21 protein-coding genes and 1 riboswitch are annotated in these 22,923 nt (G+C 60.6%); of the genes, 12 read left to right on the top strand and 9 right to left on the bottom strand.

Going from position 1 to position 22,923, the window contains the following annotated elements:
• The first annotated feature begins 3 nt into the window (after positions 1–3).
• Together madL and madM are read left to right on the top strand one after the other, a co-directional pair.
• Entirely contained in the window at positions 4–420 is a 417-nt protein-coding gene (gene madL / locus PSJE_RS17765) for a malonate transporter subunit MadL (protein ID WP_090451919.1), read from the top strand.
• A 1-nt stretch (position 421) separates the two neighbouring features.
• Complete coding sequence (gene madM, locus PSJE_RS17760) at positions 422–1,186, top strand: malonate transporter subunit MadM (RefSeq protein WP_057712938.1); 765 nt, start codon at positions 422–424, stop codon at positions 1,184–1,186.
• Positions 1,187–1,297: 111 nt separating this feature from the next.
• Here the strand turns inward: madM and PSJE_RS17755 are convergent, their stop codons facing one another.
• Positions 1,298–2,212 carry a LysR family transcriptional regulator gene (locus PSJE_RS17755; RefSeq protein ID WP_090451917.1) on the bottom strand — a complete coding sequence of 305 codons (915 nt, stop codon included), beginning with the start codon at positions 2,210–2,212 and terminating at the stop codon, positions 1,298–1,300.
• Positions 2,213–2,343: 131 nt separating this feature from the next.
• Between PSJE_RS17755 and trhA the strand changes: the two genes are divergently transcribed.
• The gene (gene trhA, locus PSJE_RS17750; protein ID WP_090451915.1) at positions 2,344–2,961 is read left to right on the top strand and encodes a PAQR family membrane homeostasis protein TrhA; all 618 of its coding nucleotides are present in this window, start codon (positions 2,344–2,346) and stop codon (positions 2,959–2,961) included.
• On the opposite strand, the gene PSJE_RS17745 is transcribed toward trhA, so the two are convergent.
• Positions 2,958–3,875, bottom strand: a complete 918-nt coding sequence (locus tag PSJE_RS17745) for a LysR family transcriptional regulator (protein ID WP_090451913.1) — start codon at positions 3,873–3,875, stop codon at positions 2,958–2,960. The two genes, trhA and PSJE_RS17745, sit on opposite strands and share 4 nt — an antisense overlap.
• 109 nt (positions 3,876–3,984) lie before the next feature.
• Between PSJE_RS17745 and PSJE_RS17740 the strand changes: the two genes are divergently transcribed.
• Genes PSJE_RS17740 through PSJE_RS17730 form a run of 3 tightly spaced genes read left to right on the top strand, consistent with a single transcriptional unit; the run spans position 3,985 to position 6,536 of the window.
• The gene (locus tag PSJE_RS17740) at positions 3,985–5,226 is read left to right on the top strand and encodes a D-amino acid dehydrogenase (RefSeq protein WP_090451911.1); all 1,242 of its coding nucleotides are present in this window, start codon (positions 3,985–3,987) and stop codon (positions 5,224–5,226) included.
• A gap of 27 nt (positions 5,227–5,253) precedes the next feature.
• On the top strand, positions 5,254–5,604 hold the full coding sequence (locus PSJE_RS17735) for a RidA family protein (RefSeq protein ID WP_057712943.1): 351 nt from the start codon (positions 5,254–5,256) through the stop codon (positions 5,602–5,604).
• A 29-nt stretch (positions 5,605–5,633) separates the two neighbouring features.
• Positions 5,634–6,536, top strand: coding sequence for a transporter substrate-binding domain-containing protein (locus tag PSJE_RS17730; protein ID WP_090451909.1), 903 nt, complete (start codon positions 5,634–5,636; stop codon positions 6,534–6,536).
• A 1-nt stretch (position 6,537) separates the two neighbouring features.
• Here PSJE_RS17730 and PSJE_RS17725 read toward each other — a convergent pair whose 3' ends face one another.
• Together PSJE_RS17725 and PSJE_RS17720 are read right to left on the bottom strand one after the other, a co-directional pair.
• Positions 6,538–7,257, bottom strand: a complete 720-nt coding sequence (locus PSJE_RS17725) for a 16S rRNA (uracil(1498)-N(3))-methyltransferase (RefSeq protein WP_090451906.1) — start codon at positions 7,255–7,257, stop codon at positions 6,538–6,540.
• 148 nt (positions 7,258–7,405) lie between these two features.
• Positions 7,406–8,812: an adenosylmethionine--8-amino-7-oxononanoate transaminase gene (locus tag PSJE_RS17720; protein ID WP_090451904.1), complete on the bottom strand. Its 1,407-nt coding sequence runs from the start codon at positions 8,810–8,812 to the stop codon at positions 7,406–7,408.
• A 223-nt stretch (positions 8,813–9,035) separates the two neighbouring features.
• Between PSJE_RS17720 and PSJE_RS17715 the strand changes: the two genes are divergently transcribed.
• From PSJE_RS17715 to PSJE_RS17705, 3 genes are all read left to right on the top strand, one after another.
• A complete protein-coding gene (locus PSJE_RS17715; protein ID WP_090451902.1) occupies positions 9,036–10,784 on the top strand; it encodes a flavin monoamine oxidase family protein in 1,749 nt (582 codons plus the stop codon).
• A 1,147-nt stretch (positions 10,785–11,931) separates the two neighbouring features.
• Complete coding sequence (locus PSJE_RS17710; protein ID WP_057712948.1) at positions 11,932–12,483, top strand: cytochrome b; 552 nt, start codon at positions 11,932–11,934, stop codon at positions 12,481–12,483.
• Positions 12,484–12,515: 32 nt separating this feature from the next.
• Positions 12,516–13,103 carry a YceI family protein gene (locus tag PSJE_RS17705; RefSeq protein ID WP_090451900.1) on the top strand — a complete coding sequence of 196 codons (588 nt, stop codon included), beginning with the start codon at positions 12,516–12,518 and terminating at the stop codon, positions 13,101–13,103.
• A 177-nt stretch (positions 13,104–13,280) separates the two neighbouring features.
• Here the strand turns inward: PSJE_RS17705 and rhlE2 are convergent, their stop codons facing one another.
• The 4 genes from rhlE2 to ahcY form a co-directional block, all read right to left on the bottom strand.
• Positions 13,281–15,149 (bottom strand): RNA helicase RhlE2, encoded by a 1,869-nt coding sequence (gene rhlE2 / locus PSJE_RS17700; RefSeq protein ID WP_090451898.1) that lies wholly within the window; start codon positions 15,147–15,149, stop codon positions 13,281–13,283.
• A gap of 222 nt (positions 15,150–15,371) precedes the next feature.
• Positions 15,372–16,187, bottom strand: a complete 816-nt coding sequence (locus PSJE_RS17695; protein ID WP_090451896.1) for a substrate-binding periplasmic protein — start codon at positions 16,185–16,187, stop codon at positions 15,372–15,374.
• Between the two features lie 193 nt (positions 16,188–16,380).
• Positions 16,381–17,226 (bottom strand): methylenetetrahydrofolate reductase [NAD(P)H], encoded by an 846-nt coding sequence (metF, locus tag PSJE_RS17690; protein ID WP_057712952.1) that lies wholly within the window; start codon positions 17,224–17,226, stop codon positions 16,381–16,383.
• Between the two features lie 158 nt (positions 17,227–17,384).
• On the bottom strand, positions 17,385–18,794 hold the full coding sequence (gene ahcY / locus PSJE_RS17685) for an adenosylhomocysteinase (RefSeq protein ID WP_090451894.1): 1,410 nt from the start codon (positions 18,792–18,794) through the stop codon (positions 17,385–17,387).
• Between the two features lie 23 nt (positions 18,795–18,817).
• Positions 18,818–18,920: riboswitch (S-adenosyl-L-homocysteine riboswitch) on the bottom strand.
• A gap of 197 nt (positions 18,921–19,117) precedes the next feature.
• Between ahcY and PSJE_RS17680 the strand changes: the two genes are divergently transcribed.
• Positions 19,118–19,519 (top strand): acyl-CoA thioesterase, encoded by a 402-nt coding sequence (locus tag PSJE_RS17680; RefSeq protein WP_008019918.1) that lies wholly within the window; start codon positions 19,118–19,120, stop codon positions 19,517–19,519.
• Between the two features lie 154 nt (positions 19,520–19,673).
• On the top strand, positions 19,674–20,570 hold the full coding sequence (locus PSJE_RS17675; RefSeq protein WP_090451891.1) for a formate/nitrite transporter family protein: 897 nt from the start codon (positions 19,674–19,676) through the stop codon (positions 20,568–20,570).
• A gap of 3 nt (positions 20,571–20,573) precedes the next feature.
• On the opposite strand, the gene PSJE_RS17670 is transcribed toward PSJE_RS17675, so the two are convergent.
• On the bottom strand, positions 20,574–21,743 hold the full coding sequence (locus PSJE_RS17670; RefSeq protein WP_090451889.1) for an MFS transporter: 1,170 nt from the start codon (positions 21,741–21,743) through the stop codon (positions 20,574–20,576).
• A gap of 317 nt (positions 21,744–22,060) precedes the next feature.
• Here PSJE_RS17670 and PSJE_RS17665 point away from each other — a divergent pair, with 317 nt between their 5' ends.
• Positions 22,061–22,894, top strand: coding sequence for an EamA family transporter (locus PSJE_RS17665; protein ID WP_090451887.1), 834 nt, complete (start codon positions 22,061–22,063; stop codon positions 22,892–22,894).
• The last annotated feature ends 29 nt before the right edge of the window (positions 22,895–22,923 follow it).

Raw genomic sequence — 22,923 nt, 5'->3', positions numbered from 1 at the left:
GCAATGATTATTTACGGTGTGGCGCTGTTGGCGATCTGTACGCTGGCAGGGGTGATCATGGGGGACATGCTCGGGGTGTTGCTGGGTGTGAAGTCAAACGTCGGCGGTGTCGGGATCGCGATGATCCTGCTGATTTGCGCACGGTTGTGGATGCACAACCGTGGCGGCATGACCAAGGATTGCGAGATGGGCGTCGGCTTCTGGGGCGCGATGTACATCCCGGTGGTGGTGGCGATGGCGGCGCAACAAAACGTGGTCACGGCGCTGCATGGTGGTCCGGTGGCGGTGTTGGCAGCGATCGGTTCGGTGGTGATCTGCGGCTGCACCATTGCCCTGATCAGCCGGACCCATAGAGGCGAGCCCTTGCCCGATGAACCGGTGGATGTAACGGCGGTTGGCGCACCGGCAGGAGGTCGCTGATATGTGGGAACTCATCAAGAACGGTCTGGAACACAACGGTCTGGTCACCGCATTCGCCTTTGTCGGCGTGATCATGTGGGTGTCGGTAGTGATCTCCAAACGCCTGACCTTCGGGCGTATCCACGGCTCGGCGATTGCCATCGTCATCGGCCTGGTACTGGCCTGGGTCGGCGGCACGATGACCGGCGGGCAAAAAGGCCTGGCGGACCTGACCCTGTTTTCCGGCATCGGGCTGATGGGCGGCGCCATGCTGCGGGACTTCGCCATCGTCGCCACGGCCTTCGAGGTGCAGGCCACGGAAGCGAAAAAGGCCGGCTTGATCGGTGTGATCGCGCTGCTGTTGGGCACGGTGCTGCCGTTTATTGTCGGCGCGTGCATGGCCTGGGCCTTCGGTTACCGCGATGCGGTGAGCATGACCACCATCGGCGCCGGTGCGGTGACCTACATTGTCGGGCCGGTGACCGGCGCGGCCATTGGCGCCAGTTCCGATGTGGTGGCGCTGTCGATTGCCACCGGTCTGATCAAGGCGATTCTGGTTATGGTCGGCACGCCGATGGCGGCGCGCTGGATGGGCCTGGACAATCCGCGCTCGGCGATGGTGTTCGGTGGGCTGGCCGGGACGGTGAGCGGTGTAACGGCGGGGCTGGCGGCGACGGATCGGCGGTTGGTGCCTTATGGCGCGTTGACCGCGACATTCCACACCGGGTTGGGCTGCTTGCTGGGGCCTTCGTTGTTGTACTTCATTGTTCGCGGGATTGTCGGCTAGTCCGCTGCATCGTCATTGAATGTTCAGACCCCATCGCGAGCAAGCTCGCTCCCACAGGGAATCGCATTCCTATGTGGGAGCGAGCTTGCTCGCGATGGGGTCGATAAGGTTTCAAACCTGCCGATTGGCATACATCCGACACTCCGCCAGCAACGCCAGCAGATTCGGATCACGCTCCTTGGCTTTCAGGAACACCACGCCAATGTGCTGCTGCAACCGGTACTTTTCCTGCAACGGGATCAGCTTCACCCGGTTCTCGTACACCGCCGCAATCCGCCCCGGCAGCAACGCATAACCCACGCCCGAACTGACCATGCTCAGCAGGGTGAAGATGTCGTTGACCTGCATCGCCACCTTCGGTTCGAACCCTGCCTGCTCGAATACCCGCTTGCCGTCCTGATGGGTGGCGAAGCCCTGGGTCAGGGTGATGAAGGTTTCGTCGCGGACCTCGGCCAGGTCGACTTCGGTTCGCTGGGCAAACTTCGAGTCGGCGGGGGTGGCGAGGAAGATGTCGTCGGAAAACAGCGGGATCTGCTCGCAATCCGGGTCGTTGACACTGTCGTCCAGCGACACCAGGGCCGCATCGACTTCCATGTTCTTGAGCTTGTAGAGCAGGTCGATGTTGGAGCCCAGAATCAGGTCGATGTTGAGCTCGCTGCGGCGGATCTTCAAACCCATGATCAGTTGCGGCACGGTCTTGACCGTCAGTGAATACAGCGAACCCAGCTTGAAACGCTCGGCGGAGAACCCGGCGGCTTCGCGGGTCAGGCGCACGCTTTCGACGACATCCTGAATCAGCTTCTGCGCCCGCTCTTCCAGCACATAAGCGCTTTCCAGCGGCGTCAGGCTGCGGCCTTCGTGCTTGAACAGGGGGCAGCGCAGGGCGCTTTCCAGGGAATGGATCGCCCGATGCACGCTGACGTTACTGGTCTGCAACTCGGCAGCGGCCCGCGCCAGGTTGCCGGTGCGCATGAAAGCCAGGAACACCTCGAGTTTTTTCAGGGTCAACTCTTCATCGATCAGCATGGGGCGGACTCTTTTTGGAATGACTCGATTGTGCCCAATTACTCCGGGCCCGTCGTACAGAAACATTGCGCTTTTACGCTTCAAGCCTGAGCCTTGCGCTCTGCGGTAACGAATTTCGAGGTGAGCAACGCATGTATCACGGGGAAAGACTGAACGCCTGGACGCATCTTGTCGGGGCCGTGGCGGCGTTTATCGGCGGGGTGTGGCTGATTGTGCTGGCCAGTCTCGACGGCAGTCCGTGGAAGATTGTCAGCATGGCGATCTACGCCTTTACCCTGATGGTGCTTTACAGCGCGTCGACCGTGTACCACAGCGTGCGCGGGCGCAAGAAAGCGATCATGCAGAAGGTCGATCACTTTTCGATCTACCTGTTGATCGCCGGCAGCTACACGCCGTTCTGCCTGGTGACCCTGCGCGGGCCGTGGGGCTGGACGTTGTTCGGGATTGTCTGGGGACTGGCGCTGATCGGCATCCTGCAAGAGATAAAGCCGCGTTCGGAAGCGCGGATTCTGTCGATCGTGATTTATGCGGTGATGGGTTGGATTGTACTGGTGGCGGTCAAGCCACTGCTCGCGGCGCTGGGCAGCGCCGGATTTGCGTGGCTGGCATCGGGCGGGGTGTTGTACACCGTCGGGATTGTCTTTTTTGCCGTTGATCACCGACTGCGCCATGCCCACGGGATCTGGCATCTGTTCGTGATCGCCGGGAGCCTGCTGCACTTTGTGGCGATTTTCTTTTATGTCCTTTAAGGCTGTACCGGGACCAGGCGATCCAACTGCTCCCGGGCTCGCCGGCTGAATACCTGCAACAGATCGTTCAAGGTGTGGGGCGGTGGTTCGGCGGCGCGGGTCACTGCGTACAGGGTAATGGGTAACGGCGGTGCCAGAGGGCGGATCGTTGTGGTGGCGGGAGAGGCGCCAAGGGCGGTGAACGGATCGATCACCGCCAGGCCCGCGCCAGATTCCACCATCGCCCGTGCCAGTGAGTAGGTTTGCACGGCGATGCGTACCCGGGGCGGGGGTTCGACCGCTTCCAGGTAACTGTCGAGCCGCGCGGCCAGCGGATCGGCGCTGGATAAACCGATCAGTGGTGCATCCGCCAACGCCATCAGTGGCAACGGTTTGCCCGCATCTTCCTGAGGCCAGTAACCACTCGGCGCCAGCGCCACCAGCACGCCGGACGCCAGCGCCTGGGCCTTGAGCCCCGGGTGATCCGGGCTTTGCAGGGTCAGGGCGACATCCACTTCGCGCATCAACAGGTTCTGCACCAGTTCGCGACTGTGGGCGCTGGAGAGTTCGCAAACGATGTCCGGGTAACGCCCGGTCCATTCGTGAATGGCCGGTGGCAGCAATGACAGGGCCAGCGCCGGGGTGGCACCGATGCGCAGGCTGTGGCCAGGTTCGCGGCGCAGGCTCTGCGCCAGGCGTCGTACGCCTTGCAGGCTTTCGCTGACCTTGTCCACTTCGCGCTCCAGCTCCAGCGCTTCCGGGGTTGCCTGCAACTTGCCGCGCACCCGCAGGAACAACGGGAAGCCCAATTGCTGCTCGGCGTGCTGCAACACCTTGCTCACCGCCGGCTGCGAGACATGCAGCAATTGCGCGGCAGCGCTGATTGAGCCGGTCTGGCGGATGGCCTGGAAAATCTCGATATGGCGAAGGCGCATGGCAAGTCCATAACCTTTGTTTATGGGTTTGCCATCTTTATGCATTGTTCAACGTCTGTCACCTGGCTCTAACCTCGGTGTCGTCTTCACAACGGTTTTAAGGACGGACATGGCTCAGCGTGTGTGCATCATCGGTGGCGGCGTGATTGGCCTGGCAACGGCCTATGCGCTGGTGCGCGACGGCTTCGAGGTGACGGTGGTCGAGGCACGGGACTCGCTGGGCAGCGAAACCAGCTTCGCCAACGGTGGCCAGTTGTCCTATCGCTATGTCGCGCCGCTGGCCGACGCCGGTGTGCCTTTACAAGCCATCGGCTGGATGCTGCGCGGCGATTCACCGCTGAAGTTGCGCCCGCGCTTCGACCCGGCACAGTGGCGCTGGATGGCGTCGTTCCTCGGCGCCTGCCGCCGCTCGGTCAACCGCGAGAACGCCGCGCACTTGCTGCGCCTGGCATTGTTCAGCCAGGACACATTGAAGTCCTGGCGCGAGGATGATGGACTGGCGGGATTCCAGTGGCGGCGCAATGGCAAACTGGTGACTTTCCGCCAGAACAGCAGCTTCGAGCATGCGCGCCAAGGCCTGGCCGACCCGCAGCAACAGCAAGTGTTGTCGCCGGCCGAATGCGCGCAACTGGAACCGGCGCTGATCGATGCGCCCTTTGTCGGGGCGATCTACACCCCGGACGAAGAGGTTGGCGACTGCCACGGCTTCTGCCAGCAACTGGCCGCCCGGCTACAAGCGTCCGGCCGTTGCGAGTTTCGTCTCGGGCAAGCGGTGACCGGCATTCGCCACAGCAACGGCAGCGTCAACGCCATCGAACTGGGTGAGCAAGTGCTGCAGGTCGATCAACTGGTGATCGCCGCCGGTCACCGCAGTCCGTTATTGGCGCTACCCGGGCTGCAACTGCCGCTTTATCCGCTCAAGGGCTACAGCCTGACCGTGCCGATCGGCGCCGGTCACCGGGCACCGGACGTGAGCATCACCGACTATGACCGCAAGATTGTCTACGCCCGCATCGGTAAGCAATTGCGAGTGGCGGCGATGGTCGACATCGTCGGCTTCGACCCTGCTTTGGACCCCAAGCGTCTGGCGCTGATCAAGCGTCAGGCCCATGACACCTTTCCAAATGCCGGCGCCTATGACGAAGCCGTCGAGTGGGCCGGCATGCGCCCGGCCACCCCCAGCGGCGTGCCGCTACTGGGTGCGACGGCGTATCGCAACCTGTGGCTCAACCTCGGCCACGGCGCGCTGGGTTTCACCCTGGCATGCGGCAGCGGGCGCTTGCTCAGCGAGCTGATCGGCGAGCGCCGGCCTTCCATTGACCTTCAGGGTTTCAGCCACCGGGCCGCCTGAATACTGATTTCTGAAAAGGACACTGCAATGACCATTACCCGACTGCACAGCAACCCGCGCCTGTCTGGCGCCGTGACCTTTGGCGACCTGGTGTTTCTCTCCGGGCAGGTGCCGGGCGATGCCCTGGATGCCACCGGCCAGACCCGCGAAGTGCTGGCGAAAATCGATACCTTGCTGGCGGAGGCGGGCAGCGACAAGGATCATCTGCTCAGTGCGACCATTTACCTGAAGAACATCACCGAGGATTTCGCCGCGATGAACGAGGTCTGGTCGGCCTGGCTATCGCCGGGGCAGGCACCGAGCCGCACCACCGTGCAGGCCGAACTGGCCCGCCCGCAGGTGCTGGTGGAAATCACCGTCATCGCTGCACGCGTCTGATAAACCAACACCCACAACGGAGAATAACAATGCAAAAAATCACGTTGCTCGCTTGTACGCTTGGCCTGTTGCTCGGCAGTCAGGTTCAGGCCAATGAAGCGCCGCTGACCGGCACCCTGAGCAAGATCGCCAGCGCCAACAGCATCACCCTGGGCTATCGCGATGCTTCGGTGCCGTTCTCCTACGTGGGTGATCACAGCGGCAAGCCGATGGGTTACTCGGTGGATCTGGCGGGCAAGATCGTCGAGCGCATCCAGCAGCAACTGGCGCTGCCGGACCTGAAGGTGAAGTACAACCTGGTGACCTCGCAGACCCGCATTCCACTGGTGCAGAACGGCACCGTTGACCTGGAGTGCGGCTCCACCGGCGTGACCGCCGAACGGCAGAAGCAGGTGGCCTTCTCCTATGGCTTCATCTATGTCAAAGGCCAGTTGCTGACCGCGAAGGACAGCGGGATCAAGAATTTCGCTGACCTGCGCGGCAAGAACGTGGTGACTACCGCCGGCACCACCAACGAGCGCTTCCTGAAAAGCTATAACGTCGATCACAAGATCGACATGTTCGTGATCAGCGCCAAGGACCACGGCGAAGCCTTCCAGATGCTGCAGTCGGGCCGGGCGGCGGCGTTCTACATGGACGACGCGCTGCTCTACGGTGAGCGCGCCAAGGCCAATGACCCGCACAAGTGGGTGGTGGTCGGGGAGGAGCAATCGCGGGAGATCTACAGCTGCATGGTGCGCAAGGACGATCCGCAGTTCCTGGCGCTGGTCAACGGCGCGTTGGCGGATCTGTACAGCTCGGGCGAGATCAATGGCATCTACAAACGCTGGTTCGAGCAGCCGATCCCGCCGAAGGGTTTGAACCTTGAGTTCCCGATGACCAGCGAACTCAAGGCGATCATTGCCAAACCGGTGAGTGATCCGGTGCAGTAGCCTAGAAATCACCCCAGAGTTGCTGGGCCACCGCCAGTGCAACAACCGGCGCGGTTTCGGTGCGCAGCACCCGTGGACCGAGGCGGGCGGCGTGGAAGCCGCCGGCCTTGGCCTGATCGACTTCGGCATCGGACAAACCACCCTCCGGGCCGATCAGGAATGCCAGACTTGAAGGTTTGGCGTGGCTCACCAACGGTTCGGCCACCGGGTGCAGCACCAATTTCAACTCGGCTTGTGTCTGCTTCAACCAGTCAGTCAGCAACAGCGGCGGATGAATCACCGGCACCCTTGAACGCCCGCACTGTTCGCATGCGCTGATCGCCACCTGGCGCCAGTGCAGCAGGCGTTTGTCGGCGCGCTCGTCCTTGAGTCGGACTTCGCAGCGCTCTGTGAAGATCGGGGTGATTTCAGTGACGCCCAGTTCCGTGGCTTTCTGGATCGCCCAGTCCATGCGTTCACCCCGGGACAGGCCCTGGCCGAGATGGATTTGCAGCGGCGACTCGATCTGCCCGGCGAAGCATTCATCGACCTGCACCACGACGCGCTTTTTGCCGACGTCGACCAGCCTGGCGCGAAACTCCTGGCCCGAACCGTCGAACAACTGCAACGCATCGCCCTCGGCCATGCGCAGCACGCGGCTGATGTAGTGGGCCTGGGCTTCGGGCAACTCGTGCTCGCCGATGCTCAGGGGGGCGTCGATGAAGAAGCGGGACAATCTCATGCTGGGTCTCTGAAAAAGGTGTTGGTCATGGAACGGTGGGGACTTCTGTGGGAGCGAGCTTGCTCGCGATGACGATCAGACATTCACCATTGATGGTGGCTGGAAGACCGCTATCGCGAGCAAGCTCGCTCCCACATTGACCGCATCATCAGCCCGGATCACGGAACCCCGGGTGGAAGTCCTTCGGCACCGCCACGCTGACGCTGTCGCGGGTCGCGATGTCGATTCCTTCGCTGGCCACTTCGGCAAGGAAGTCGATCTGCTCCGGGGTGATCACATACGGCGGCAGGAAATACACCACGCTGCCCAATGGACGCAGTAAGGCACCGCGCTCCAGGGCGTGCTGGAACACCTTCAAACCACGGCGTTCCTGCCACGGCCAAGCCTCTTTGCTGGCCTTGTCCTTGACCATCTCGATGGCCAGCACCATGCCCGTCTGGCGCACTTCGGACACGTTCGGGTGGTCGACCAGATGCGCCGTCGACGTAGCCATGCGCTGCGCCAGGGCCTTGTTGTTCTCGATGACGTTGTCTTCTTCGAAGATGTCCAGGGTCGCCAGGGCCGCAGCGCACGCCAGCGGGTTGCCGGTGTAGCTGTGGGAGTGCAGGAAGGCGCGCAGGGTCGGGTAGTCGTCGTAGAAGGCGCTGTAGACCTCGTCGGTGGTCATGCACGCCGCCAGCGGCAGATAGCCACCGGTCAGGGCTTTGGACAGGCACAGGAAATCAGGGCGGATGCCGGCCTGTTCGCAGGCGAACATCGTCCCGGTGCGGCCGAAGCCGACGGCGATTTCGTCGTGGATCAGGTGCACGCCGTAGCGGTCGCAGGCTTCTCGCAGCAATTTGAGGTACACCGGGTGGTACATGCGCATGCCACCGGCGCCCTGGATCAGCGGCTCGACGATCACCGCCGCGACCGTGTCGTGGTTTTCGGCGAGGGTCTGCTCCATGGCGGCGAACATGTTGCGCGAGTGTTCTTCCCAGCTCATGCCCTCGGGGCGCAGGTAGCAATCCGGGCTCGGCACCTTGATGGTGTCCATCAACAGCGCTTTGTAGGTCTCGGTGAACAGCGGCACGTCACCCACCGACATCGCCGCCATGGTTTCGCCGTGGTAGCTGTTGGTCAGGGTGACGAAGCGCTTCTTGTTCGGCTGACCGCGATTGAGCCAGTAGTGAAAGCTCATTTTCAGCGCGACTTCGATGCAGGACGAGCCGTTATCGGCGTAGAAGCACCGGGTCAGGCCTTCCGGCGTCAGCTTCACCAGGCGCTCGGACAACTCGATCACCGGTTGATGACTGAAGCCGGCCAGGATCACATGTTCGAGCTGGTCGACCTGGTCCTTGATGCGTTGGTTGATCCGCGGGTTGGCGTGTCCGAACACATTGACCCACCAGGAGCTGACCGCATCGAGGTAGCGCTTGCCTTCGAAGTCTTCCAGCCACACGCCTTCCCCGCGCTTGATCGGGATCAGCGGCAGTTGCTCGTGATCTTTCATCTGGGTGCAGGGATGCCACAGCACGGCGAGATCGCGTTGCATCCACTGATTATTCAGGCCCATTTTCACTCTCCTGGAGGCGGTCCGTTACCTGCGCGGACAAACAATCGCGCAAGCCTATGCAATGCGTGCCGCGGGGACAACCCATTGTGTCGAATGAGCTACTTTGTACAGGCCGATAGACGTTGCTGGCGGGCGTCTGAAGGCTGACGTATCCTTCGCGGCTCTTGAGCCGTCTGGCTCGCAAAAACTACTGTTTTCCTCGTGTGATTCCGGAGTTCGCTGAATGTCTGTCGGTTGGCTGCGCGCCTGTGCGCTGGTGATGTTGGGGCTGTTCAGCGTGTCTGCGCTGGCCAAGGATAAAACCGCGATCGTGATCGGCGGCGGCCTGTCGGGCCTGACTGCCGCGTACGAGCTGCAGAACAAGGGCTGGCAGGTCACCCTGCTGGAAGCCAAATCGAGCCTGGGCGGCCGTTCCGGCATGGCCACCAGCGAATGGATCGGCAATGACAAGGCCCAGCCGGTGCTGAACAAGTACGTCTCGAACTTCAAGCTGAGCACCACGCCGGCCCCTGAATTCGTGCGGACCCCAAGCTACCTGATCGATGGCGAGTATTTCTCCGCCGCCGATCTGGCGACCAAGCAGCCAGCCACCGCCGAGGCGCTCAAGCGTTTCGACAAGACCGTGGACGATCTGGCGCGCTCGATCGACGACCCGCTGAACCCGGCCGCCAACAACACCCTGCACGCGCTGGATCAGATCAACGTGTCGAGCTGGCTCGACAAGCAGAACCTGCCGGCCACCGCTCGCCAGTTGATCAACCAGCAGATCCGTACCCGCTACGACGAACCTTCGCGCTTGTCGCTGCTGTACTTCGCGCAGCAGAGTCGCGTCTACCGTGGCGTCTCCGATCGTGACCTGCGTGCTTCGCGCCTGGTCGGTGGCAGCCCGGTGCTGGCCCAGGCCTTCGTCAAGCAGCTGAAAACCATTAAGACCGCTTCCCCGGTCTCGGCCATCAGCCAGGACAAGGACGGCGTCACCGTCAAGGTCGGCAGCGTCGGCTACCAGGCCGACTACGTGGTGCTGGCCGTGCCGTTGCGCGCCCTGAACAAGATCCAGATGACCCCGGCGCTGGACGCACAACACCTGGCGGCGATCAAGGGCACCAACTACGGTTGGCGTGACCAGATCATGCTCAAGTTCAAGACGCCGGTGTGGGAAAGCAAGGCGCGCATGTCCGGCGAGATCTACAGCAACACCGGCCTGGGGATGTTGTGGGTCGAGCCTGCCCTGAAGGGCGGTGCCAACGTGGTGATCAACCTGTCCGGCGACAACGCCCGCGTCATGCAGGCGTTCGGCGACAAGCAGATGGCTGATCAGGTACTGATTCGCCTGCACGCTTTTTATCCACAGGCCCGTGGTTCGTTCACCGGTTATGAAATCCGTCGCTACAGCACCGACCCGTCGACTGGCGGTGCCTACCTGGCCTTCGGCCCGGGCCAGATCAGCAAGTTCTGGCGCCTGTGGGAACGCCCGATTCAGCGCGTAGCCTTCGCTGGCGAACACACCGACACCCTGTACCCGGGAACCCTGGAAGGTGCGCTGCGCACTGGCCAGCGTGCGGCCAGCCAGGTTGAAGACCTGGCGGCGGGCAAGTCGTTCGAACCGGCGAAAGTGGGGCCGGCCGCTGCAGCGGCGGGCGCTGGTGCGGTGGTGGCGAAGAAAGGCAATTTCTTCAGCAACCTGTTCGGCGGCTCGGATGACGAGAAGAAACCAGAGCCAGTCAAGGCGCCAGAGCCGGTAGCACCGGCAACTCCGGCACCTGCTCCAGCACCGATTGCTGCACCGGCACCGGTCGAACCACCGAAGCCTGTGGCACCGGTGAAAACCGAGCCTGCGAAGAAGGCACCGGCCAAGGCCCCAGCCAAGACCGAAACGAAAAAGGCCCCGGCCAAGACTCCGGTGAAGAAAGCCGAGACGGCGAAGAAGCCAGCGGCCAAACCTGCGACGGACACTGTGACCAAGGCTCAGTAACGTTCAGGTGTAAAAAAGCGCGGCCCTAGGGTCGCGCTTTTTTTTTGCCATCAAATATCAACCATCCGGTTTGGCTGTACGGTCCTACATGCTGCTGCGATGCATCAGAAGCTTCTCACAAAAGATTCGGAGCTAAATGATAGCTGGCTCCAGATCTTTGACTTTATGTTCTTCAGATAACTGGAGGATATATGAAATCACTAGCAGTAATACTCATGTTGATAGTGCTTTCTGGCTGTGTAAGTAGCGAATGGTTTCCTAAAGGGTATAGCTCTGAGTTGGCTTATAAATGCCAGATTAATCCGCACGATGCTGATTGTTTTCAGGCGCCTCCGGTTTTCCAAGGACCTAAGTAATCAAGGTGTTTATCATAATTAGCGTGTGTCGAGATTCTACAGGAGACCCCAATGAAAAATTGGAATGCCACTGATTATTAACGTGGCATTCTTTTTTGGAATACGCCCAGGGGCGAATCCAAAGCGCGCCCAGCATAGATTCGCCGTGCGTTGATCGTAAATGACTAGATTTCCGTCAGCTTGCAATACCAATCGAAATCGTCAATTTCCGGACATAAGTTACTATCCTGCGGACATCATTTGATTGGGGGAGCGCCTGCGAGCTACTTGCTTGAAAGTGGGTGTATGTAATGGCCATGTTTTTTCATTGTTCAATGAGCTGTTGAACCCACATTGAACCAAGTTCAACTACGGAAATGGCGATACATATGTATCGCTTTAATGAAAAAACCGTTGAAGGTTACGTGAAGCAGACAAGGAAGCGGCAGCCATCAGGTGTCTGGATCGGGGAGGGCGGAGCCTGCCAGGACGGCACCGGTCAAAAATGTTGAATCGGAGAGCAGTGGGGCCACTGACACCAAGGCTCAGCAACGCTCAGGCGAAAAAAACGCGGCTCAAGGGCCGCGTTTTTTTTGCCTGGAGAAAAACCTGGACCAGAATCGAATAAACCTTTTGATACAGGTGTTCTCCGGTTTGTATTCACTTTTTCTCACAATTTCGCGTTTAATCTTTCCTTAACTCGCAGGCTTCAGACTCTTGATCGCATTTTTCGATATTTCAAAGCAAATTTTTCCGCTTTAATTCGATAGATAACTCGATAGTCTTGGGCCAGCACTTACAGGATCTAGGCAATGCAGCTACGTAACTCTACCTCCCGCTATGGCTGGGTCAGTATCGTCATTCACTGGGTTGTGGCACTGGCGGTCTTCGGTCTGTTCGCGCTTGGGCTGTGGATGGTCGGGCTCGACTACTACAGCACCTGGCGCAAAGACGCGCCGGACCTGCACAAGAGTATCGGCCTGGTGTTGCTGGGTGTGATGCTGCTGCGGGTGCTGTGGCGCTTCATCAGCCCACCGCCGCCAACCCTGGCCAGCTACAGCCGCATGACGCGCTTGGGCGCCCATTTCGGCCATGGCTTTCTGTACCTCAGTCTGTTCGCTGTGATGATTGCCGGTTACCTGATTTCCACTGCAGAAGGTGTCGGTATCCCGGTGTTTGGCTTGTTTGAAGTCCCTGCGCTGGTATCCGGACTGCCGGACCAGGCAGATACCGCTGGCGTGATTCACCTCTACCTGGCGTGGGTGCTGGTAATTTTTTCCGGCCTCCATGCGTTGGCAGCATTGAAGCACCACTTTATCGACCGTGATGTGACCCTCAAGCGAATGCTGGGTCGCAAAGCCTGAAGTTCAACCTCGACTCCAAAGGAAAACAAAGCATGTTGAAAAAGACTCTGGCCGCTCTGGCAATCAGTTCCGCCCTGTTGTCCGCCGGTAACGCCATGGCCGCTGACTACGTGGTCGACAAAGAAGGCCAGCACGCCTTCGTTGACTTCAAGATCAGCCACCTGGGCTACAGCTTCATCACCGGTACTTTCAAGGACATCGACGGCAAGTTCAGCTTCGACGCTGCCAAGCCTGAAGACAGCAAGATCGAGTTCAACGTGAACACCGCCAGCGTTTTCACCAACAACGCCGAGCGTGACAAGCACATCTCCAGCAAAGACTTCCTGAACGGCAGCAAAGCCACGTTCGTTTCCACCAGCGTCAAACCCACCGGCAAAAACGCCGCTGGCAAGGACACTGCCGATGTAGCTGGCGACCTGACTATCCTCGGTGTAACCAAACCAATCGTGGTCAAGGCTACCTTCCTGGGTGAAGGCAAGGATCCATGGGGCGGCTACCGTGCAGGCTTCGAGGGTACTTTCAGCCTCAAGCGTTCCGACTTCGGCAAGCAGAAAGACCTGGGCCCATCGTCCGATGCGGTTGAGATGTACGTGACCTTTGAAGGTGTAAAAGCGAAGTAATGCTGAGACTGTAGGAGCGAGCCTGCTCGCGATAGACCTGAGAGCGCCGCGGAGCATCAGGCTTCCAGCGTTATCGTTGACGACCATCGCGAGCAGGCTCGCTCCTACAGGATTTCATCAGCCATAAAAAATGCCCCTGATCTCGCGATCAGGGGCATTTTTCATTGCAGCGATAACTCAGCGATTGCGGGTCAGCAGCGCTGGTTTCTCACCACGAGGACGGCTTGGCAGTTGATCCAGCTGCTCAGGTGTCGGGAAGCGATCCGCCTTCGACTCCTTGTGCATGATCTTCGGCGCCGGGCCACGCGGGTTCTGTACGGCAGGTTCCGAACGTGGCTGGTCGTCACGGGCCGGACGGCGATTGCGCGAATCTTCGCGACGGGCCTGGCCGTCGCGCGGTGCGCCACTGCGAGGGCCGTTACGCTTGGCTGGCGGAGTGCCGGTGCTGGCGCCATCGCTGTTGCGGGGACCGTTCTGGCGACCTTGTGGCTTGCCGGAACGTGGAGCGCCCGAACCTGCCGCGGTGCCTTGTGCCGGAGCACCCGGGCGACGGCCACGGCCTTGCGCGGGCTTCTGCTGCGGCACGTAGTCGACGCGGTTACCGAAGTTATCGATATCGTCGTCCAGGAACTCGTCCGGGGCGCGGTCAGCAGCGGCACGAGGAGGTTGCGACGGACGCTGTTCGCGAGCCGGAGTGCCTTCACGTGGTTTCTGCTGACGGGCCGGGCGCTCACCGCGTTCGCCAGCCGGTTTTTCCTTGCCCTTGTCCTTGCCTTTGTCCTTGCGACCACCGCCGCCACCGCTGCCGTTCGGACCGTCGCCGCGCGGGCCACGTGGATTGCGCGGGTTGCGCATGTCCGGACGCTCGCGCACTTCAGGCTTTTCCGCCTCGATGGTGCTTGCATCGAAGCCCATCAGGTCGCCGTCGGCGATTTTCTGCTTGGTCATGCGTTCGATGCTTTTCAGCAGTTTTTCTTCGTCCGGGGCTACCAGCGAAATCGCCTCGCCCGAACGACCGGCACGGCCGGTACGGCCGATACGGTGTACGTAGTCTTCATCAACATTCGGCAGTTCGAAGTTGACCACATGTGGCAACTGGTCGATGTCCAGGCCGCGGGCGGCGATGTCGGTGGCCACCAGGATGCGCACAGTGCCGGCCTTGAAGTCGGCCAGGGCTTTGGTGCGGGCGTTCTGGCTCTTGTTGCCGTGGATCGCGACGGCGCTCAGGCCGTGCTTGTCCAGGTACTCGGCCAGGCGGTTGGCGCCGTGTTTGGTGCGGGTGAACACCAGTACCTGTTCCCAGGCGCCAGCGGTGATCAGGTGGGCCAGCAAGGCGCGCTTGTGGCTGGCCGGCAGGCGGAATACGCGTTGCTCGATACGCTCGACCGTGGTGTTTGGCGGCGTGACTTCGATGCGTTCCGGGTTGTGCAGCAGCTTGCCGGCGAGGTCGGTGATGTCCTTGGAGAAGGTCGCCGAGAACAGCAGGTTCTGGCGTTTGGCCGGCAGACGGGCCAGGACCTTTTTCACGTCATGGACGAAGCCCATGTCGAGCATGCGGTCGGCTTCGTCCAGCACGAGGATTTCCACGTGGGACAGATCGACGCTGCCTTGGCCGGCCAGGTCGAGCAGGCGGCCAGGGCAGGCCACCAGCACGTCTACGCCGCGGGACATGGCCTGAACCTGCGGGTTCATGCCGACACCGCCGAAGATGCAGGCGCTGACGAACTTCAGGTCACGGGCATAGACCTTGAAGCTTTCATGCACTTGCGCGGCGAGTTCGCGAGTCGGGGTCAGGACCAGTACGCGCGGTTGGCGCGGGCCGTGACGTTGGGACTTGTCCGGATGACCGTTGGGGAACAACCGCTCCAGGATCGGAAGGGCGAAACCGCCGGTTTTACCAGTACCTGTCTGTGCCGCGACCATCAGGTCGCGACCTTGCAACACGGCGGGAATGGCCCGCTGTTGCACCGGAGTAGGCTCGGTATAGCCCGCCGCCTCGATGGCGCGGACTAAAGCCTCGGAGAGACCGAGGGAAGCAAAGGACATGAGTAATCCTGTTCTAGTTAGGGCTTGGCCCAATGGGAGTCTTGCCTGGCGCGAATGGCGTTTAAGAGGACGCAATCCCGTCCGGTCCTGCTGGGTTTCGAAGGCTCGTCTGCAAGCGCTCGCGCGGGCTGAAAGCTGCGCAGTAGCGGGGTTGAGATGCCTTTAACGATTCCGAGCGTCCGGGCGTGAGCCTGGCGGGAAGGCCGGAGTATAACAGAGCTATCACTGCGCGCCGCTTTCCTGCTGCTCAACGGTTTTTTCCGTGGCGGCCGTGGCCTTTTCAGACTTCACGCTGGCTGCCGGTTCCGCGCCGTAGCGGGCGCTCAGTTCAGCGTAGGCGGGCTCGCGCTTGAAGCGCTTGAGTTCGGCGCCGAAACGTTGCACCAGCAGATCCATGCCCGCATTGCGCCGGACCGCGAGAAACTGGCTTTGCTGGCTGATGACCGTGGGGTTTTCGGTGATCTTGTCGCGGATGCCCAGTTCGTCGAGCAAATGCTGGCCGACCCGGCGGTCGGTGATCAGCAGGTCAATTCGCCCGCGTACCAGTTTGCCGAAGTTGGCTTCATGGGTGGGGGCCGGCTCGCGGGTGAACAGTGTCGAATCGCTGAAGTCCTTGCTGTACAGGTAACCCGGCGAGGTGCCGATGGTCAGGCCGCGCAAGTCATCGAGGCTGCGAAACGGGTGGGGCCGGTCATTGGCGTAGAACATCACGAACTGGACTTCCGAGAGCGGTTCGCTGGGGTAGAGCAGCGTCGCTTCGCGTTCGTCGCTGTGAAAGATGTCCAGGGCGCCGTCGGCCTGGCCTGTTTCAAGCATCGACAAGCAGCGTTTCCATGGCAGGAACTGCCACTCCACTTCGATGCCCAGGCGCTTGAAGACAATGGCGGTGGTTTCGTAGTCCAGGCCCAGGGATTTGCCGTTGTCTTCGTACACATAGGGCGCCCAAGGCTCCGTGACAATGCGCAGCTTCTCGCCCCGGGCGGCGAAGCTCAGGCAAGTGAAGACAAGCACGGCGATTAACTGCGTGATCAAAGGCATAGGCTGAGATTACGACGAGAAACCGGAAAGAGCCAGAAACTGACCGCAGATGCTCTAACTCCGTGGATTGCTGCACATTAATAGTGCGTTGAAAGCAAAAAGATCGCAGCCTGCGACAGCTCCTACGGGATTTAACATTCCGTTGTAGGCGCTGCCGCAGGCTGCGATCTTTTAATCGTGCTTCAACGACTTTTTAACGCGGCAACTTCAGGTTGTTCCACACCGCCAGGCTCGCTTCGGCCTGGTTCAGCGTGTAGAAGTGCAGCCCTGGAGCGCCACCCTGCAGCAGTTGTTCGCACATCTCGGTGATGACCTGTTCGCCAAAGCGCTGAATGCTCTGGGTGTCGTCGCCATAGGCTTCCAGTTGCTTGCGGATCCAGCGCGGGATTTCCGCACCGCAGGCATCGGAGAAGCGCGCCAGCTTGCTGTAGTTGGTGATCGGCATGATACCCGGCACGATCGGGATGTTCACGCCCAGCGCCCGCACGCGTTCGACGAAGTAGAAATAACAGTCGGCGTTGAAGAAGTACTGGGTGATCGCACTGTCGGCGCCAGCGTTGGCCTTGCGCACGAAGTTGGCCACATCGTCTTCGAAATTGCGCGCTTGCGGATGCATTTCCGGGTAAGCGGCGACTTCGATGTGGAAATGATCACCGGTTTCTTCACGAATGAATTCAACCAGGTCATTGGCGTGGCGCAACTCACCGCTGGCCATGCCCATGCCCGAAGGCAGGTCACCGCGCAGGGCGACGATACGCTTGATGCCGGCAGCCTTGTACTGGGCCAGCAGGCCGCGCAGGTCGTCCTTGCTATCGCCCACGCAGGACAGGTGCGGAGCGGCAGGGATTTTGACTTCGCTTTCGAGCTGCAGCACGGTGTTCAGCGTGCGATCGCGGGTCGAACCGCCGGCGCCGTAGGTGCAGGAGAAGAAATCGGGGTTGTAGATGGCCAGCTGGCGAGCAGTGGCGAGCAGCTTTTCATGCCCAGCATCGGTCTTCGTAGGGAAGAACTCGAAGCTGTAGCGACGTTCTTGGGACATGGTCATATCCTTGGAAACTCATAAGGCGGACGCTGGCCCCCTGTAGGAGCGAGCTTGCTCGCGAAAAACATCAAGGCAACGCGTTCATCCAGACAGCACGCGTTATCGTTGACGTCCATCGCGAGCGAGCTCGCTCCTACACAGGAAAAGCCGGTCTATCAGTAGCGGTAGGCGTGCGGCTTGAACGGACCTTCAACGGTCACGCCGATGTAGTCGGCCTGGGTCTTGGTCAGTTGAGTCACTACGCCGCCGAAGCCACGGACCATTTCCAGGGCCACTTCTTCGTCGAGTTTCTTCGGCAGTACTTCAACGGTCAGGCGCTCGGCTTTCTGGGCTGGCGACAGGTCGGCGTACTTCTGGCCGAACAGGAAGATCTGGGCCAGAACCTGGTTGGCGAACGAACCGTCCATGATACGGCTCGGGTGGCCGGTGGCGTTACCCAGGTTAACCAGACGGCCTTCGGCCAGCAGGATCAGGTAGTCGTCGTTCTGTGGGTCGAAATCGCCAGCGCCGGTACGGTGGATCTTGTGAACCTGCGGCTTCACTTCTTCCCATGCCCAGTTCTTGCGCATGAAAGCGGTGTCGATTTCGTTGTCGAAGTGGCCGATGTTGCAGACAACGGCACGCTTCTTCAGGGCCTTGAGCATGTTCGAGTCGCAAACATTGACGTTACCGGTGGTGGTCACGATCAGGTCGATCTTGCCCAGCAATGCCTTGTCGATGCTTGCTTCAGTTCCGTTGTTGATACCGTCGATGAACGGCGAAACCACTTCGAAACCGTCCATGCAGGCTTGCATGGCGCAGATCGGGTCGACTTCGGAAACCTTGACGATCATGCCTTCCTGACGCAGGGACTGGGCCGAACCCTTGCCCACGTCGCCGTAGCCGATGACCAGCGCTTGCTTGCCGGACAGCAGGTGGTCGGTGCCGCGCTTGATCGCATCGTTCAGGCTGTGACGGCAGCCGTACTTGTTGTCGTTCTTGCTCTTGGTCACCGAGTCGTTGACGTTGATGGCCGGGATTTTCAGCTCGCCCTTGGCCAGCATGTCCAGCAGGCGGTGAACGCCGGTGGTGGTTTCTTCGGTCACGCCGTGGACGCGGTCCAGAACCTGTGGGTACTTCTTGTGCAGCAGCTCGGTCAGGTCACCGCCGTCGTCGAGGATCATGTTGGCATCCCAAGGCGCGCCATCTTTGAGGATGGTCTGCTCCAGGCACCACTCGTACTCTTGTTCGGTTTCACCTTTCCAGGCGAAAACCGGGATGCCGGCAGCGGCGATGGCAGCAGCAGCCTGGTCCTGAGTCGAGAAAATGTTGCAGGACGACCAGCGTACTTCGGCACCCAGGGCAACCAGGGTTTCGATCAGCACGGCAGTCTGAATGGTCATGTGGATGCAGCCGAGGATCTTCGCGCCCTTGAGCGGTTGCTCGGCGGAATACTTGTTGCGCAGACCCATCAGGGCTGGCATTTCGGATTCGGCGATGATGGTTTCGCGACGGCCCCAGGCAGCCAGGGACATGTCGGCAACTTTGTAATCGTTAAAATCTGCAGGCGTGATAACAGCGCTCATGAAGAGCCTCCATTCGTAATGTATGCGAATGGGCGCCGTTGTGCGTTTAGTGTCCAGCCAGTGAAGGCCAGGCAACGCCCCATCCGAGCCTGACAGGTCAAACCTGCTGCAGCGCCCCTCGGACAGGTGGCGGGAAACGGTAGCAATTGAAGATGACCGTTTTGAAACGGTGGCGATTATAGCGGGCTATGCCGATCTTCCAAAGCGTTTCTGTCGGTCAATGTCCGAACGGTAATCGAGACCATAGACGATGCTCAATAGAGCTCTAGGTCGGGCTCTGCCATGATGGTCGGCATCATTCGGCAAGACGCTCAGGAGTGAACATGAATTTCCACACCCGCAAATGGGTAAAACCCGAAGACCTCAACCCTAACGGCACGCTGTTCGGCGGTAGCCTGCTGCGCTGGATCGACGAAGAGGCGGCGATCTACGCCATCGTTCAGTTGGGCAACCAGCGTGTGGTCACCAAGTACATTTCCGAAATCAATTTCGTCAGCGCCTCGCGCCAGGGCGACATCATCGAACTGGGCATCACGGCGACCGAGTTCGGCCGCACTTCGATCACCCTGACGTGCGAGGTGCGCAACAAGATCACCCGCAAGAGCATTCTCACCGTTGAAAAAATGGTGTTCGTGAACCTCGGTGAAGACGGCTTGCCGGCGCCTCACGGCCGGACCGAGATCAAGTACGTCAAGGACCAGTTCAAGGACGACGCCAGCGTGTAGGAGCGAGCCTGCTCGCGATGGTCGTTAACGATAACACTGGGTACCTGACACCCAGTGGTGCTCTCAAGTCCATCGCGAGCAGGCTCGCTCCTACAGAACGGAATCCCCGCTGCACAGGTCATAGCTGAATAGCCCGCCACCGGTTGCGCATCCCATGAACTCGGCACAAGACGGCAAGACCCCGAACCTTTCGGCGCAAGAAGAGCACGAAGTCGAAAAGAGCCAGCCACCCCGTGCCGCGGTGCTGCACGAGATCATCCGTACCCAGGGCGACCAGGAACTGGAGCGCAGCATTGCCGCGTTGTGGTGGTCGGCGCTCGCGGCGGGGTTGACCATGGGGCTGTCGCTGATGGGCATGGGCTTGCTCAATTCGCGTCTTCCGGATGGCGAAGGATTCAAGGTGATCGCGAGTTTCGGTTATTGCGCCGGTTTCCTCGCGGTGATTCTCGCTCGTCAGCAACTGTTCACCGAAAACACCCTGACTGCCGTGTTGCCGGTAATGACCAAACCGACGCTGGCCAACTTCGGCCGGCTGCTACGGCTGTGGACGGTGGTGCTGATCGGCAACCTCTGTGGCACCTTGCTGGTGGCGTACGTGATGCTGGAACTGCCGATTTTCGACAGCAAGACCGATGTCGCCTTCCTCGATATCGGCCGCAAGGTCATGGAAAACCACGCCAGCCAGATGTTCGCCAAGGGCATCATTTCCGGATGGATGATCGCCACCATGGTCTGGATGATCCCGTCCATGGAGAGCGCCAAGATGTGGATCATCATCCTCATCACCTACCTCATGGCGCTGGGGGATTTCACCCACATCGTGGTCGGTTCGCTGGAGGTTTCGTATCTGGTATTTGCCGGCGAGTTGCCGTGGAGTGATTTCTGGCTGGTGTTCGCCGGGCCGACGCTGGCGGGGAACATCATCGGTGGCAGTTTTATTTTCGCGCTGATCAGCCATGCGCAGATTCGCAGCGAAAGCGGGCCGCCGAAAAAATCTGCGGATCAGAGCGAAGCGCCCGATCCGCAGAAAATCAAAAAACCATCAAGCTGATCCTCAGCCCACCGCATCAAGCGCAGCCGCACCGCGACGCTGGCGATAAATGAAAAACAGTGCGGTCAACACGGTCAGCCCGCTGACCAGTGCACCGGTCCAGGGCAAGTCCGCCAGATCGGCACCGCTGGCCACAACCAGCCCGCCAATCCATGCCCCGGCGGCGTTGCCGAGGTTGAAGGCGCTCTGGTTCAAGGTCGAACCCAGGTTTGGTGCCTCAAAGGCCTGATCGATGATCAGCAGTTGCAGGATCGGGCACAAGGCAAAGGCAAACGTCCCCCACAACACCAGTGTGATGGCCGCCGGGATGACCGAGTGACTGGTTTGCGTGAATGCCGCCAGTACCACCAGTACCGCCAGCGCCATGCCCACCAGCGAAGGCAGCAAGCGGCTGTCCGCCAGACGGCCACCGAGCATGCTGCCGGCGGTCAGGCCAACGCCGAACAACAGCAGCATGAGGGTGACGCCGTGGGGGCTGACGCCGGTGATGTCCTGCAGGATCGGCGCGATGTAGGTAAACACACTGAACAGGCTGGTGGAGGCCAGCACACTCATGCCCAGGGCCAGCAGTACGTTGGCCTTGCCCAGCACCTTGAATTCGCTGGCCAGGTTGGCTTTATCCATGGCGATGTTTTTCGGCAGCCAGACCCATTGCGCAATCGCGGCCAGCACACCGATCAACGACACCGCCCAGAAGGTCGAGCGCCAGCCTGCGTATTGCCCGAGTGCGGTACCCAGTGGCACGCCGAGCACGTTGGCCAGGGTCAGGCCGGTGAACATCATGGCAATCGCCTGAGCCCTTTTGTTGGGGGCCACCAGCCCGGCGGCCACTACCGAACCAATGCCGAAAAATGCGCCGTGGCACAGTGCCGTGATCACGCGCGCGGCCATCAGCGTGGCGTAGTTTGGCGCCAGCGCGCAGAGCATGTTGCCGAGGATGAACATCAGCGTCATGCCCAACAACGTGGCCTTGCGCGGCATGTTGGCGGTGCCGACCGCGAGGATCGGTGCACCGAACACCACGCCCAGGGCGTAGCCGGTGATCAGTAATCCGGCGTCGGGAATGCTCACGCCGAGGTCGCGGGCGACATCGGGCAAAAGACCCATGATGACGAATTCGGTGGTGCCGATGCCGAAGGCGGCAACGGCGAGGGCAAGCAAAGCGAGTGGCATGCGCAAGGTCTCTGTCGGTAGTCTTGACGCTGTGATCAGGCATACGCAGGCCGACGACCGTTCTCGACGAGAGCGGGCCGGGCAGGATTTTTATTGGAATTAGTGTGTGCGCAACTGAGTGCGGCGTGGTCGCTTGCAGTATAAACAGACAGTGAAATATGGCGAATCAATTCTCTACCCGGCCCCTGTAGGAGCGAGCTCGCTCACGATGGACGTGAATGATGACGGGTGCTCTCTGATTGAGCGCGTTGTCCTCACGTTTTTCGCGAGCAAGCTCGCTCCTACGGGGATTGTGGAGACAACAAAAGGAGTAGGCCGTGCTTGCGACGGCGTTGGTGTTGGTGGCGGCGCTGTTGCATGCGGCGTGGAATACCCTGATCAAGTTCAGTGCGGAGCGGCTGTTGGTGGTGGCCTGCATGGACAGCGTGGCGCTGCTCTTTGTCGTGCTGATGCTGCCGTTCCTGAGCATGCCGCCACTGGAGATCTGGCCGTGGATCCTGGCGTCGGCGGCGTTCGAGTTGCTCTATCGCTATTTGCTGATCCAGGCCTATCGGGTCGGCGACCTCGGGCTGGTCTATCCATTGATGCGCGGCCTTTCACCGTTGGTGGTGCTGGCGCTGACGCTGATCTTTGCCGGGGAAGTGCTGACCCATCAGCAGATTTTCGGAATCCTGCTGATCCCGTTCGGCATGCTGTGCCTGCTCTGGCAGGGCGGCGGCGGTGCGCGTTTGCCCTGGTCGATGTTGCCGGTGGTGGCGCTGATCGGCCTGTGCATCGGTTGCTACACCTACATTGACGGGCAGGCATTGCGACGCTGGTCCCATCCACTGGATTATCTGGTCTGGGTCACCTTGCTCAGTGCCTGGCCGTTTCCGCTATTGGCGTTGGTGCGCAAACGACCCGCGTTCATGTTGTTCTGGCGCGAGCAGTGGCGACTGGGCCTGGCCGTCGGGTTCTGCGTGTTGTTCAGCTACGCTCTGGTGCTGTGGGCGATGCAGCTGGGCTCGATTGCAGAAGCGGCGGCGTTGCGCGAGATCAGCGTAATTCTGGTGGTGCTGTTTGGCATGCGTTACCTGAAAGAGCCTTTTGGCGGGCCGCGTCTCTTGGCCTGTGGGCTGGTGCTGATCGGTATATTGGTCATGAAATTTTGACTGTTCTGAAACGTGAAGAAGGGACTGCT

Source organism: Pseudomonas jessenii, assembly GCF_002236115.1.
Lineage (GTDB): Bacteria > Pseudomonadota > Gammaproteobacteria > Pseudomonadales > Pseudomonadaceae > Aquipseudomonas > Aquipseudomonas jessenii.
The sequence above is the reverse complement of the archived record's forward strand: the minus strand, read 5'-3'. Positions and strand labels throughout refer to the sequence as shown.